The sequence below is a fragment of the Streptomyces sp. NPDC107575 genome, assembly GCF_055657265.1.
The window spans coordinates 66,595-79,614 of the sequence record NZ_JBVKBG010000005.1 but is presented as its reverse complement, the minus strand read 5'-3'; the positions used below and the strand labels follow the sequence as shown (position 1 = coordinate 79,614).

The following is a 13,020-nucleotide window of genomic DNA, read 5'->3' as shown; positions in this document are numbered from 1 at the left end:
CTACTCCTTGTCGGCGGACGCGTGCGACTCGTCCGGTTCGTACAGCGCCTCGATCGTCGCCGCGTGCAGGTCGTCGATGGCGCGGCGGCGCAGGCTCAGCTTGGGTGTCAGCTCGCCGGTCTCCGTCGTCCAGGGACCTGCGAGGACGCGGTACCGCTTGACCTGCTCCACCCGCGAGAGGACCGCGTTGGTCTCCTCGACCGCCGTGTCGAGCGCCGCCAACACCTCGGGATGCACGGCGAGTTCGTCGAGATCGGTCGTGGTGATCCCGGCCGCGCGTGCCCAGTGCGGGGCCGCCTCCTCGTCGAGGACAAGGAGCGCCGTGACATAGCGGCGCCGGTCGCCGATCGCGACGGCCTGGCCGATCAGCGGGTGGGCGCGCAGCAGGGACTCGATCCTCGTCGGGGCGATGTTCTTGCCGCCGGCGGTGATGATGAGTTCCTTCTTGCGGTCCGTGACGGTGACGATGCCCCGGGAGTCGACGGTGCCGACGTCCCCGGTCGGCAGCCAGCCCTCCGCGTCCGTGCCGGATGCGATCTCGCCGTCCGCCTGGAGGTACCCGGAGAAGACGACCGGACCGCGCACGAAGAGCTCCCCGTCCTTGGCCTCCTTCACCTCGATTCCGGGCCCCGGACGGCCGACCGAGCCGAGGGCGAACACATCGGGCGTACTGACCGTGGCCGCGCCCGTCGTCTCGCTCAGGCCCCACACCTCGTACACCGGCAGGCCCACGCTCGCCAGGAACTCCAGGACGGCCGTAGGGATCGGGGCCGCGCCGCTGAACGCCCGCAGGCAGTCGTCGAAGCCGATCGCGGCGCGCAGCGGGCGCAGCGCGACCTCGTCCAACTTCTGCAGTTGCTCGGCCAGTTCGGGCGGCACGCCCTTGTCGGCGGAGCGCAGCCGGAAGACCTCAAGGGCTGTCTTCTGGGCCTGCGCCAGGGCCGTCGCCTGCTCCTCGGGGAGCGCCGCGAGCTGGGCGCGCAGGCCGGTGGTGAGCTTCTCCCACACCCGCGGGACACCGAAGAAGCCGTGCGGGCGGACCTTCTGCAGCGCGGGCAGCAGCTGGTCGGGGGAGGGGCAGATGGTGACATGGCCGCCGCTGCAGATCGGCATGTAGATCCCGAGGACCCGCTCCGCGATGTGCGCCATCGGCAGATACGCGACCGAGCGCGGATGCTCGGGCAGCGGCACCAACTGCTCCTGCATCACGGACTCGTGGATGACATTGCGGTGCGAGAGCACCACGCCCTTCGGGTCGCCCGTGGTGCCCGAGGTGTAGACGAGGGCCAGCGGCTGGTCCGTGGTGGCGGCGTCGGTGAGCGTCTCGAAGGCGGCGTCGTCGGGCGGCAGCGCGTTGCGCACGGCCGCGTAGCTGACGAAGCGCGGGTCGTCGGCGGGCGCGGCCGACCAGTCGAGGACGACGACGGCGCGCAGGTTGGGCAGGTCGTCGAGGACGGGCGCCCAGCGCCGCACCTGCTCCTCGCCCTCCAGGACAAGCACGGTGGCGGCGCTGTGCCGGGCGATGACACCGATCTGCTCGGTGCTCAGCGTGTCGTACGTGCTGCAGGGCAGCGCGCCGATGTGGGCGGCGGCCAGGTCGGTGACCCAGTGCTCGGCCCGCTTCGACATGGCGATGAGGAGGCGCTCGCCCCGGTCCAGGCCGAGTTGGGCGAGGCCACGGGTGAGCGCGGCGGTCTCGGCGCGCAGTTGGGTCCAGGTCAGGGTGCCCGCGTCCGGTCCGATGCCGGTGGTGAGGGCGGGCAGGTCCCCGAACTCCTGGGCGTTGCGGCGCAATAGTTTGGTGATCGTCAGCCCGTCGATGGACTGGCGCAGGGGCTCTGTTGGCGTCACGGCGGCTCCCGGAAACGTACGACGTGGAACGTGCGGGGTGGGGCGGACTGTGGGTGAGCGGTGCCCACCGTGGACCGTTATTGGCGCCGTGTCAATAAGTCGCGTCGTCGTAACCGGGGACCAAGTTCGGGGAAGGCGTCTACGCCGGCGGCCCCAGCATCGGCACCAGGAACTGCCGGGCGACCTCGCGCATCCGCTCGTCGTCGTCCAGGTCGATGACGTGGCTCGGCACGACCAGGAACGATGTGCAGACCCGCACCATCATCTCGGCCACCACATCCACGTCCACCTCCGCGGCGACCTGCCCGGCCCGCTGCTCCTCGCGCAGTCGCGCGGCGACGAACTGCTGCACCACGTGCTGCGTTCGGCCCCCGTCGGTGGTCATCGACGGCACCACGGAGTCCGGCTCGACCGCCATCAGGCCGCCGATGAGCCGGTTGTGGCGGATGGCGCGCAGTGAACTGACGAAGCCCACGACGACCCGGTCGGCGACCGTGTCCGCGCCCCGGACCTCGCTCGCGAACTGCTCGAAGTAGCGCCGGAACTCACGCCGTACGACGTGCTCGACCAGCGCCTCCTTCGTGTCGAACCGGCGATAGACGGTGATCCGGGAGACCCCCGCGAGCCGCGCCACGTCGGCCATCGTCGAGCGCTTGATGCCCATGCGGCAGAACTGCTCGTAGGCGGCGTCGAGCAGACGTACCGTCACCTCGTCCGTGTCGCCGGCGCTGTCGGCCTCGACGGCGGATTCGCTGAAGGCCAGCTCGAGCACGTTCGGTTCCACAGGTGCCTCCCTGATTGCGTCCAGCCTCTGGCGTTCATGCCTCGTCTGTGCTCCCCTGTGGTACTGATACAGAGATGCTCAACGTGTTTCATCGTACCAAGGCAACTGTCGTTCAGGCAGGGCCTGTTGCCGGTCGAACGAGTCACGGAACTCAAGGAGGAGTTCGGAGCAATGGATGGCTTGAGCAGGCGGAACATGTTGCTCGCGGGCGGTGCCCTCGGCGCCCTGGGAGCGCTGGGCGCGGCGTCACCGGCGAGCGCCCGGTCCCTGTGGACGTGGTCACCGGGCGACTCGGTCGCCGGGGCCGGCGCGGGCGTCGACCCCGAGTGGGTCTGGGACGACGAGGTGGACCGGCTCGTCGCCTCGGTCATCGACCGCGGCGACGTGTCGAAGGTGAACGAGCAACTGCGCACGTGGACCCGCAACGACCAGGCGGCGCCGTCCGGACTCCCGCAGGACGTCAGGGAGTTCATCGACAAGGCACGCCAACTTCCCTCCTGGGCCGACCGGGAGAAGCTGGAGGTCGCGGCCGAGTTCAACAAGACGCGCGGCTTCTACCTCAATGTGCTCAACGGGGTCGGCGGCGGCATGCTCAGCACCGCCATTCCCCGGGAAGCGCGCGCCGTGTACTACTCCAAGGGCGGCGCCGACATGGAGGACCGCGTCGCCAAGACGAGCATCCTCGGCTTCTCCGTCGGAGACCTCAACGCGTACCGTCCCGACGGCGACTGCGTCGTGCAGGCCGTCAAGACACGGATGGTGCACGCGGCGGTGCGCCATCTGCTGCCCAAGTCCCCGGCCTGGTCGCAGGTCAGCGGTGGGCAGAAGATTCCGATCAGCCAGGCCGACATCCTCGTCACCTGGCACAGCCTCGCCACGTACGCGATGCGCAAGCTGCTGGAGTGGAAGGTGCCCATCAGCTCCGCCGAGTCCGAGGCCTATCTGCACCTGTGGCAGGTCACCGTGCACATGCTCGGCGTCCAGGACCAGTACATCCCCAAGACGTGGGACGCCGCCAACGCCCAGTCCAAGCAGGTCCTCGACCCGATCCTCACCTCCACCAAGGAAGGCGTCGAGCTCACAGACATCCTGCTCGGGCAGCTCGCGGAGCAGACCAGCCCCGGCGGCCTCGACCGGCCGCTGTGCAACGCGCTGGCCCGCTACCTGGTCGGTGACCGCGTCGCCGACATGGACCGCATCCCCGAGGAGCCGTTCTGGGAGAAGACGATCGCGACGGTCTGGCCGAAGCTCGTCGCCTTCCGCGAAGGACTGCTCCCGCTGCCCCTGGTGCCGCCGCTCGCCTGGACGGTCGACGAGGCGGCACGCCAGTACATCCTCGCCTTCCTCACGAAGGGCAAGGGCACCGCCATCGAGATCCCCGACACCAACCGGCCCGCGGGCCGTTGAGGAGACGAGACCAGCGATGAACGGACACGAAGGACACGAAGGACAGCACGGGTTCAGCAGGCGCAGCATGCTGCTCGGCGGGGGCGCCTTAGGTGCCTTCGGCGCCATCGGCCTCGCGTCACCCGCGAGCGCCCGGTCCCTGTGGACCTGGTCGCCGAAGACCTCCGTCGCCGGCGCGGGCGCGGGCGTCGACCCCGAGTGGGTGTGGGACGAGCAGGCCGACCCGGTGATCGCAGGAGTCATCGAGCGCGGCGAGGTCGCCAAGGTCAACGACCTGCTCGCGCAGTGGAAGCGCAACGACCAGCCGCTGCCCGACGGACTCTCGGCGGATCTGCGGGAGTTCATGGAGGACGCCCGCAAACTGCCCTCCTGGGCGGACACCGCCAAGCTCGACCGCGGTTCCAAGTTCAGCAAGACCAAGGGCATTTACGTGGGCGCCCTGTACGGCCTCGGCAGCGGCCTCATGAGCACCGCCATCCCCCGCGAGTCACGTGCCGTGTACTACTCCAAGGGTGGCGCGGACATGAAGGACCGCATCGCCAAGACGGCCCGACTCGGCTATGACATCGGGGACTTGAACGCCTACAAGCCCGAGGGCTCGATGGTCGTGACCGCCGTCAAGACGCGGATGGTGCACGCGGCCGTACGGCATCTGCTGCCGCAGTCCCCGGCGTGGACACAGGTCAGCGGCGGGCAGAAGATCCCGATCAGCCAGGCCGACATCCTCGTCACCTGGCACAGCCTCGCCACCTTCGTCATGCGCAAGCTGAAGGACTGGGGCGTGCGGGTCAACTCCGCCGACGCGGACGCGTATCTGCACGTGTGGCAGGTCAGCGCGGCCATGCTCGGAGTCCAGGCCGAGTACATCCCCAAGACGTGGGACGCCGCCAACGCCCAGTCGAAGCAGGTCCTCGACCCGATCCTCGCGCACACCAAGGAGGGCGAGGAGCTGACCGACGTCCTCCTCGGCATCGTGGCGGAACTGGACTTGGGTCTTACCCGACCCCTGATCAGCGCGTTCTCCCGGTATACGCTGGGCGACCGGGTCGGCGACATGATCGGCCTGTCCAAGGAGCCGATCCTGGAACCGCTCGTCGCCGGTGCCTGGCCACTGCTCGTGGCCTTCCGCGAAGGGCTCATCCCCATACCGGGGGTGCCGGCGGTCATGTGGACATTGGAAGAGGCGATCCGTCGGTTCGTGCTCCTGTTCCTGGCCGAGGGGCAGCCGATCGCCATCAATCTTCCGGACATGAACCGGCCGGAGTGAGAGGAAGTATGCGCAGACGACAGTTGCTCGGCTACGTACTGGCGGCACCCACGCTGGTGGCCGCGGCCGAACTCGCACCGGCAAGTGAGGCCGCGGCCAAGGGCGCGACGGCAAAGGGTGTTTCGGGGGCAGGCGGTCTGCCGTCCCTCGACATCACGGAGGTCGTCGACCTCAACGACGCCCTGACCCTGGCGGCCGCGCCGACCTCCGCGCTCATCACCGTCCAGGTCAACAAGGACGGCACCGTGTCCTTCGCGCTGCCCCGCGCCGAGGTCGGTCAGGGCATCACCACCTCGACGGCGATGCTCATCGCGGAGGAGCTGGACGTCCCCCTCGACCGGGTGCACGTCACGCTCGCCGACGCCCGCCCCGAACTCCTCTTCAACCAGCTCACCGGCGCCTCCAACACGACGATCGCCACCTACACCCCGGTGCGGGTGGCGGCCGCCATCGCGCGCGGCAGGCTCCTCGACGCCGCGGCGCTCGTACTGGACGCGGTGGTCGACGAGTTGAGGATCAAGGCGGGCGTCGTCCTCGGCCCCGCGGGCAAGAGCATCGGCATCGGGGAGCTGACCGAGAAGGCCGCCGCGGCCACGACGCAGAAGGCCACGGCGCGGCTCAAGTCCGCCGACGAGTTCTCCGTCATCGGCACCCCGCAGGGCCGCGTCGACGCTCGCGCGGCGGTCACCGGCGCCAAGAAGTTCGCCATGGACCTCGCCGTCCCGGACGCGCTGCCCACGATGGTGTGCCGCGCGCCCACCATCAACGGCAAGGTCGGCTCGGTGGCCAACCTCGACACGGTGCGCGCCATGCCCGGTGTCACCGACGCCGAGGTCGTCTCCACCGGCGTCGCCGTGCGGGCCCGCACCTTCGGCCAGTGCATCGACGCCGTGCGCGCCCTCGAGGTGTCATGGCGGGGCGGCACGGCCGAGGGCAAGTCCGATGCCACGGTCCTCGCCGAGCTGAAGAAGGCCGAACCCTCCATGGGGCTGCCGTCGTTGAACCGCACCGTGGAGGAGAGCTTCACCTTCCACTTCCGCGGCAACAGCGCCCTCGAGCCCAACTGCGCCATCGCCGACGTCCGTTCCGGCAAGGCGGAGATCTGGGGCGGCCTCAAGTCACCCATCGTCGCCAAGCAGACCATCGCAGCCCGCCTCGGCCTCCCGGTCGGCGCGGTGACCGTCCATGTCACCGAGAGCGGCGGCTCGTTCGGCCGCAAGCTGTTCTTCGACGCGGCTCTCGAAGCCGCAGAGATCTCCCAGAAGATGGGCAAGCCCGTCCGGCTCATGTGGCACCGCGCCGACGACGCACGTCAGGGCCGCGCCCACCCGATGGCCACCTCGCGCGTGCGTGCCACGTACGTGGGCGACAAGGTGCTGAGCTTCAAGCAGCGGCACACCAGCGTCGCCACCGACCTCAGCATGGGCTTCGGCGAGGCACTCACCTCCGTGGCCGCGAAGCTGCCGGTCGCCGACCTCGCGTTCTCCGAGACGTTCTTCCAGCTGTCGCAGTCGATGCCGTACGAGTTCGGGGTCTACAGCCGGCTCCTCAACGAGACGGACAAGGGCTTCAACACCGGCAGCATGCGCAACGTCTACTCGCCGGACGTGACCTGCGCCCGCGAACTCATCGTGGACCGGCTGGCCACCAAGATGGGCAAGGATCCGCTCGCGTTCCGCCGGGACTTCCTGCACGACGAGCGGGCCCGCGCGGTCCTCGACAAGGTCGCCGAGGTCGGCCGCTGGGGCCGGGAGCTGCCGGACGGGGTGGCGCAGGGCATCGCCGTGCACACCGAGTACCACGCCGCCAACGCGGTCCTCGTGGAGATCGACTGCCGCCCGGAGACGGTGAAGCGGCCGATCCGCGACGGCGTCACGGGGCCCCGGGTCACCAAGGCGGTGTGCGCGGTCGACGTGGGCCTCGCGGTCAACCCCCGCGGACTTCAGGCCCAGATGATGGGCTGCCTCATGGACGGCATCGCGCAGACCCTCACCTCCAGCCTGCACCTCGAGGACGGCCACTTCCTGGAGGCGAGCTGGGACAACTACGCCTACACCCGGCAGTGGAACACGCCGCCCGAACTCGACATCATCGTCATGCCGAACACGAGCGAAAGGCCCGGCGGCGCGGGCGAGTTGGGCGTCGCGGCGTCGATGGCCGCGGTGGCGTGCGCGTACGCGCGGGCGACCGGCACGATGCCGACGACGTTCCCCATCAACCACGACACGCCCTTCTTCATCCCGAAGCCGACCGTCCCGCCGGTGCCGCAGTCGCCGACGGACGGCCTGACCCACGCCATCTGACCGGCACCCGACCCACCGATACGAATCAGGGAGACTGGAAACCCCGTGCCCAAGCACACTTTTCGCGTCAACGGCGAGCAGGTGACGGTCGACGTAGAGGACGACGTGCGCCTGCTGTGGGTGCTGCGCGACATCCTGGGCGTCACAGGACCGAAGTACGGCTGCGGCATCAACGTCTGCAAGGCCTGCACCAGCCACCTCAACGGCAAGGCCGTCAACCCCTGCTCGATCCCCGTCAAGGCGCTGGACTCCGACGACGAGGTGACGACCATCGAGGGCCTCGCCGACACCGTGGACACGGACCTGCACCCGATGCAGCAGGCCTGGCTCGACCAGGACGTCGCCCAGTGCGGCTACTGTCAGCCCGGCCAGATCATGGCCGCGGTGGCGGTGGTCCGCCGGGCCAAGGAGGAGGGCCGCGCCATCACCGACGCGGACCTCGACGGCATCCGGAACGTGTGCCGGTGCGGCACCTACTTCCGGATCCGGGAGGCCATCCGCGAGGGCGCCAAGGGAATGTGAGCCCCGGCCCCGGTGCGGGGCGACTTTCGTGAATCCGCCAGGTGTTGGCGGACCCGCCCACTTCGGAGCGCACGGTTCCGAAGTGGGCGTGGACCGCCGAGACTTGTGGCTCCGACACCGACGCCGGATTCACGAAAGGCCCCACGATGCCCGCATTCAGCGATGGGACACCGGAGACCGAGCCGCCCGCAGGACCGACGGTGACGACGGACGTCGTGGTCGTCGGCTCGGGTCCGGCCGGGGCCGCCGCCGCGCTCCTGCTGTCGACGCTCGGCGTCGACACGATCATGATCACGAAGTACCGGTGGACCGCCAACACACCTCGCGCGCACATCACCAACCAGCGCACGATGGAGGTCTTCCGCGACCTGGGCATCGAGGACCAGGTGCTCGCCGACGCCACCGAGCACGCCCTCGTCGGTGACACCGTCTTCTGCACGAGCATCGCCGGCGAGGAGATCGGCCGGATCCGCACCTGGGGCACCCGCCCCGATCGCGAGGGCGACTACCGCCTCGCCTCGCCCTGCCTCACCGTCGACATCCCGCAGACCTACCTCGAGCCGATCCTGGTCCGCAACGCCGCCGAGCGCGGCGCACACACCCGGTTCTCCACCGAGTACCTGTCCCACACCCAGGACGCCGACGGCGTCACCGTCCGGGTCCTCGACCGGCTCACCGGCCACGAGTACAGCATCCGCGCGCAGTACCTGATCGGCGCCGACGGCGCCCGCTCCAAGGTCGCCGAGGACATCGGCCTGCCCTTCGAGGGCGCGATGGACATCGCCGGTTCGATGAACATCACCTTCAAGGCCGACATCGCCCGCCACGTCGAGCACCGCCCGTCCGTCCTGTACTGGGTCGTCCAGCCCGGCTCGAACGTCGGCGGCATCGGCGCCGGGCTCGTCCGCATGGTCCGCCCCTGGAACGAGTGGCTCATCGTGTGGGGCTACGACATCGCCGGGGAACCCCCGGTCGTCGACGAGGCCGCCGCCGTGCAGATCGTCCGCAACCTCCTCGGCATCCCCGACCTGGACGTCGAAATCACCGGCACCAGCCTGTGGGGCAACAACGAGATGTACGCGAGCCGGCTGCACGAGGGCCGGGTGTTCTGCGCGGGCGACGCCGTCCACCGGCACCCGCCGAGCAACGGCCTCGGCTCGAACACCTCGGTCCAGGACTCCTACAACCTCGCCTGGAAGCTCGCGGCCGTGCTCAAGGGCCATGCGGGCCCCTCGCTCCTCGACACCTACACGGCCGAGCGGGCACCCGTCGCGGAGCGGATCGTCAAGCGGGCCAACAAGTCGAGCCGCGAGTTCGTCGACATCTTCGAGGCGCTGGGCCTGCTCGGCGCCACGACCGAGGGCGAGATGGCGGCCGCCATCGAGGAGCGCAAGGACAACACCCCGGCAGGCGCCGCCAAGCGGGCCGCCCTGGTGCGCGCCATGGAGCTGAAGAACTACGAGTTCAACGCGCACGGAGTCGAACTCGGCCAGCACTACGCCTCCGCCGCGATCGTCCCCGACGGCAGCGAACGCCCCGCTCCCGCCCGCGACGCGGACCTCTACTACGAGATGTCGACCGTCCCCGGCGCCCACCTGCCGCACGCCTGGGTCGGCGACAGCACACACCGCCACGCGCTCATGGACCTGGCGCCCTACGACCGCTGGACACTCCTCACCGGCATCGCGGGCGAGGCCTGGGAGACGGCCGCGGAGAAGGTCGCAGGAGAGCTCGGCGTCCCGCTCGCCACGGTCGTCATCGGACCCGGCCGCGAGGTGACCGACCTGTACTACGACTGGGCCGGCTTGCGCGAGATCGACGAGAGCGGTGTGCTCCTTGTACGCCCCGACAAGCACATCGCGTGGCGGTCGACGACACTGCCCGACGACCCAGCTCGGGAACTGCGCCGGGCCATGGCATCCGTCCTGGGAAGGAACGAGCCCTGATGCACTTCGTCCACGAAACGCTCCCGCAGACGGTGCGGTTCGCCTCCGGCGCGGCAGCGGAGAACCTCGCCGCCGCGCTCGACCGCCTCGGCAGCGAGCGGGTGATGGTCGTCGCCGCTCCCTCGGCGAAGGAACTCGCCGAGCGCATCACGGACGGCCTCCCCGTCGCCGTGCGCCACGACGACGTCGTCATGCACGTCCCTGTCGAGACCGCGCGGCGAGCGAGAGAGGTCGCCGCGGCCCACGGGGCCGACGCCGTCGTCAGCATCGGCGGCGGCTCCGCCACCGGTCTCGCCAAGGCGGTCGCGCTGACGTCAGGCCTCCCGGTCGTCGCCGTCCCCACCACGTACGCCGGCTCCGAGGCGACCCCGGTGTGGGGCCTCACCGAGGGGTCCGTCAAGACCACGGGCACCGACCCGAAGGTCCTCCCGCACACGATCGTCTACGACGCCGAGCTGACGCTGGGCCTCCCCGTCGGCCTGAGCGTCGCCTCCGGCCTGAACGCGCTGGCGCACTGCGTGGACTCCCTGTGGGCCCCGCGCACCGACCCCCTCAACCAGGCCCTGGCCGCCGAAGGCGCACGGGCCCTGTGCGCCGGACTGCCCCGGGTGGTGGCGGACCCGGAGGGACTCCCAGGCCGGGAGCAGGCCCTGTACGGGGCCTACCTGTCCGCCGTCGCCTTCGCGTCCGCCGGGTCCGGGCTGCACCACAAGATCTGCCACGTCCTGGGCGGCCGATTCAACCTGCCGCACGCCCAGACCCACGCCGTCGTCCTCCCGCACGTCCTCGCCTTCAACGCCCCCGACGCGCCGGACGCCGAGCGCCGGCTCGCCACAGCCTTCGACGCCCCTACGGCGAACGAGGGACTGGCCCGGCTGCGCGCACAACTGGACGCGCCCCGCTCCTTGCGGGACCTCGGCATGCCGCACGACGGCATCACGGCAGCGGCCGAGGCCGTCCTCGCCGCCGCCCCGGCCGACAACCCCCGGCCCGTCACACCGGAAGGCATCACGGCCCTGATCGAGGCCGCCTGGGAAGGAGCCGACCCCCGATGACCCACACCCCCGACACATCCGCAGGTGTCCCGGCCGAGCAGCGGGAGCGCGAGGCCGATGTCCTGCGTCAGGTGCTGCGGTCCTTCGACGACTGCACCGACCCCCGGCTGCGTCAGGTCCTGCAGTCCCTGACCCGGCATCTGCACGCGTTCCTCCAGGACGTACGGCTCACCGAGGAGGAGTGGAGCGCGGGCATCGACTTCCTCACCCGGGCCGGACACATCACCGACGAACGCCGCCAGGAGTTCATCCTGCTGTCCGACGTCCTCGGTGTGTCCATGCAGACGGTCGCCGTCAACAACGAGGCATACGGCGACGCCACCGAAGCCACCGTCTTCGGACCGTTCTTCACCGAGCACAGCCCCGGGATCGAGCAGGGCGGCGACCTCGCCTTCGGCGCCGCCGGAGAACCCTGCTGGGTCGAGGGCACCGTCACCGACACCGCCGGAAAGCCCGTGGCCGGGGCGCGGATCGAGGTCTGGGAGGCCGACGAGGACGGCTTCTACGACACGCAGTACGGCGACGACCGCGTCGCGGCCCGCGCCCACCTGTTCTCGGACGCCGAGGGGCGGTACCGGTTCTGGGGCCTCACCCCGACCCCCTACCCCATTCCCCACGACGGTCCGGTCGGAGGCCTGCTCGCGGCCTCGGGCCGCTCCCCGATGCGGGCGCCGCACCTGCACTTCATGGTCACCGCGCTCGGACTGCGGACGCTCGTGACGCACATCTTCGTCCGCGGCGACGAACTGCTCGACAGCGACGCGGTGTTCGGCGTGAAGGAGTCCCTCGTCAAGGACTTCACGCCACAACCGGCCGACACACCGACACCCGACGGACGCGATCTGGAGGGCCGGTCCTGGTCCCGCGTCCGCTTCGACATCACGCTGGCACCCGACGCCGGCTAGGCGGTCCGTGCCGCACGCAGCACGTCCGAGGCCCGCACCCCGTAGCGTTCCTTGAACCGGTGGGAGAAGTGGGCGGCCGAGCCGAAGCCGCAGCGGACCGCGGCTTCGGCGACCGTCGTGGCTCCGCCCCCGGAGAGCAGGGTGTGCGCCGACTCCAGCCTGCGGCCCAGCAGATACTGGGGCACGCTGGAGCCGCCCGAGGAGAACACGCGCGACAGATGCCGCTCGCTGATGCCCACACCACGGGCGATGCGCGAGGCCGACAGGCCGGGCTCGTCCAGGTGCTGGTCGATGTACACCTTGGCGATCGCCAGATGGGCCGAGGCGAGCGCGGGCGGCCTGCCGGTCACCAGGCTGCCGAGCAGCCCCAGCAGCGTCTGCTCGTCGACGGTGCCGGCGCCCCCGGGACGCAGCGCCCGCCCCGCGAGCCGGGCGAACGTCCGCGCCTCGACGGAGCCTTCGCCGACGTCGAGGACGAGGGGCCGCTTCAGCGTCGCCGGTCCGCCGATGTCCCGCCACACCGGACGCGGCACCTTGATCGCCAGCTCCTCGAGCCCCTTCGAGAAGCCGCGCACGAAGGGCCGGTCGGCATCGCAGACGATCAGCTGGCCCGAGCGCAGCAGGTGGACCCCATCGTCGTGGTAGAAGAACGCGTCGTCCGCCAGGTTCAGATAGCAGGCCATCGCCTCGGACGGCGTGCGCCGGATCACTGCCTGGGGACGCTCCACGATGTGCGGGCTGCCGAGCACCCGCGCGACATGGACCTGCGGCAGCTGCAGATTGATCTCCGTGGCGTCCAGCCGCCGCTCGCCGAGGGAGCGACACTGCAGGCCGATCAGTGCCTCGGCGTTGTGCCGCTCCCACAGGGCGATGTGCTGCTCTTCGGGGAGGTTCAGGGTGCTGAAGCTGACGGGGTGCGTCATGGTCCCGAGCCTCCCGGTTCCCGAGTGCGTCCGCCGGCGTCTGGTTAAACGCTCAAC

At 70.4% G+C, this 13,020-nt stretch carries 10 protein-coding genes; 7 read left to right on the top strand and 3 right to left on the bottom strand.

Annotated features, from left to right (window positions below):
* Both ACZ7L4_RS25155 and ACZ7L4_RS25150 read right to left on the bottom strand, forming a co-directional pair.
* Positions 1 to 1,851, bottom strand: coding sequence for an AMP-dependent synthetase/ligase (locus ACZ7L4_RS25155; RefSeq protein WP_472105820.1), 1,851 nt, complete (start codon positions 1,849 to 1,851; stop codon positions 1 to 3).
* A 139-nt stretch (positions 1,852 to 1,990) separates the two neighbouring features.
* A complete protein-coding gene (locus ACZ7L4_RS25150; protein WP_472105818.1) occupies positions 1,991 to 2,635 on the bottom strand; it encodes a TetR/AcrR family transcriptional regulator in 645 nt (214 codons plus the stop codon).
* Between the two features lie 171 nt (positions 2,636 to 2,806).
* Here ACZ7L4_RS25150 and ACZ7L4_RS25145 point away from each other — a divergent pair, with 171 nt between their 5' ends.
* The 7 genes from ACZ7L4_RS25145 to ACZ7L4_RS25115 all read left to right on the top strand — a co-directional run bounded on the left by ACZ7L4_RS25145 (position 2,807) and on the right by ACZ7L4_RS25115 (position 12,040).
* Positions 2,807 to 4,042, top strand: coding sequence for an oxygenase MpaB family protein (locus ACZ7L4_RS25145; RefSeq protein WP_472105817.1), 1,236 nt, complete (start codon positions 2,807 to 2,809; stop codon positions 4,040 to 4,042).
* A gap of 16 nt (positions 4,043 to 4,058) precedes the next feature.
* Positions 4,059 to 5,309, top strand: a complete 1,251-nt coding sequence (locus tag ACZ7L4_RS25140) for an oxygenase MpaB family protein (RefSeq protein ID WP_472105815.1) — start codon at positions 4,059 to 4,061, stop codon at positions 5,307 to 5,309.
* Positions 5,310 to 5,317: 8 nt separating this feature from the next.
* On the top strand, positions 5,318 to 7,612 hold the full coding sequence (locus ACZ7L4_RS25135; protein WP_472105813.1) for a molybdopterin cofactor-binding domain-containing protein: 2,295 nt from the start codon (positions 5,318 to 5,320) through the stop codon (positions 7,610 to 7,612).
* Positions 7,613 to 7,657: 45 nt separating this feature from the next.
* A complete protein-coding gene (locus tag ACZ7L4_RS25130) occupies positions 7,658 to 8,134 on the top strand; it encodes a (2Fe-2S)-binding protein (RefSeq protein WP_472105811.1) in 477 nt (158 codons plus the stop codon).
* Between the two features lie 146 nt (positions 8,135 to 8,280).
* Positions 8,281 to 10,080 carry an FAD-dependent oxidoreductase gene (locus tag ACZ7L4_RS25125; protein ID WP_472105809.1) on the top strand — a complete coding sequence of 600 codons (1,800 nt, stop codon included), beginning with the start codon at positions 8,281 to 8,283 and terminating at the stop codon, positions 10,078 to 10,080.
* A complete protein-coding gene (locus tag ACZ7L4_RS25120) occupies positions 10,080 to 11,135 on the top strand; it encodes a maleylacetate reductase (RefSeq protein WP_472105807.1) in 1,056 nt (351 codons plus the stop codon). Before ACZ7L4_RS25125 ends, ACZ7L4_RS25120 begins: the two co-directional genes overlap by 1 nt.
* Positions 11,132 to 12,040, top strand: coding sequence for a dioxygenase family protein (locus ACZ7L4_RS25115; protein ID WP_472105805.1), 909 nt, complete (start codon positions 11,132 to 11,134; stop codon positions 12,038 to 12,040). Before ACZ7L4_RS25120 ends, ACZ7L4_RS25115 begins: the two co-directional genes overlap by 4 nt.
* On the opposite strand, the gene ACZ7L4_RS25110 is transcribed toward ACZ7L4_RS25115, so the two are convergent.
* A complete protein-coding gene (locus ACZ7L4_RS25110) occupies positions 12,037 to 12,963 on the bottom strand; it encodes a helix-turn-helix domain-containing protein (RefSeq protein WP_472105803.1) in 927 nt (308 codons plus the stop codon). The two genes, ACZ7L4_RS25115 and ACZ7L4_RS25110, sit on opposite strands and share 4 nt — an antisense overlap.
* Between the last annotated feature and the right edge of the window lie 57 nt (positions 12,964 to 13,020).

Coding starts and splice junctions, on each gene's coding strand:
- ACZ7L4_RS25145 (WP_472105817.1), top strand. CDS start 2,807: ATGGATGGCTTGAGCAGGCGGAACATGTTGCTCGCGGGCGGTGCCCTC.
- ACZ7L4_RS25140 (WP_472105815.1), top strand. CDS start 4,059: ATGAACGGACACGAAGGACACGAAGGACAGCACGGGTTCAGCAGGCGC.
- ACZ7L4_RS25135 (WP_472105813.1), top strand. CDS start 5,318: ATGCGCAGACGACAGTTGCTCGGCTACGTACTGGCGGCACCCACGCTG.
- ACZ7L4_RS25125 (WP_472105809.1), top strand. CDS start 8,281: ATGCCCGCATTCAGCGATGGGACACCGGAGACCGAGCCGCCCGCAGGA.
- ACZ7L4_RS25120 (WP_472105807.1), top strand. CDS start 10,080: ATGCACTTCGTCCACGAAACGCTCCCGCAGACGGTGCGGTTCGCCTCC.
- ACZ7L4_RS25115 (WP_472105805.1), top strand. CDS start 11,132: ATGACCCACACCCCCGACACATCCGCAGGTGTCCCGGCCGAGCAGCGG.
- ACZ7L4_RS25110 (WP_472105803.1), bottom strand. CDS start 12,963: ATGACGCACCCCGTCAGCTTCAGCACCCTGAACCTCCCCGAAGAGCAG.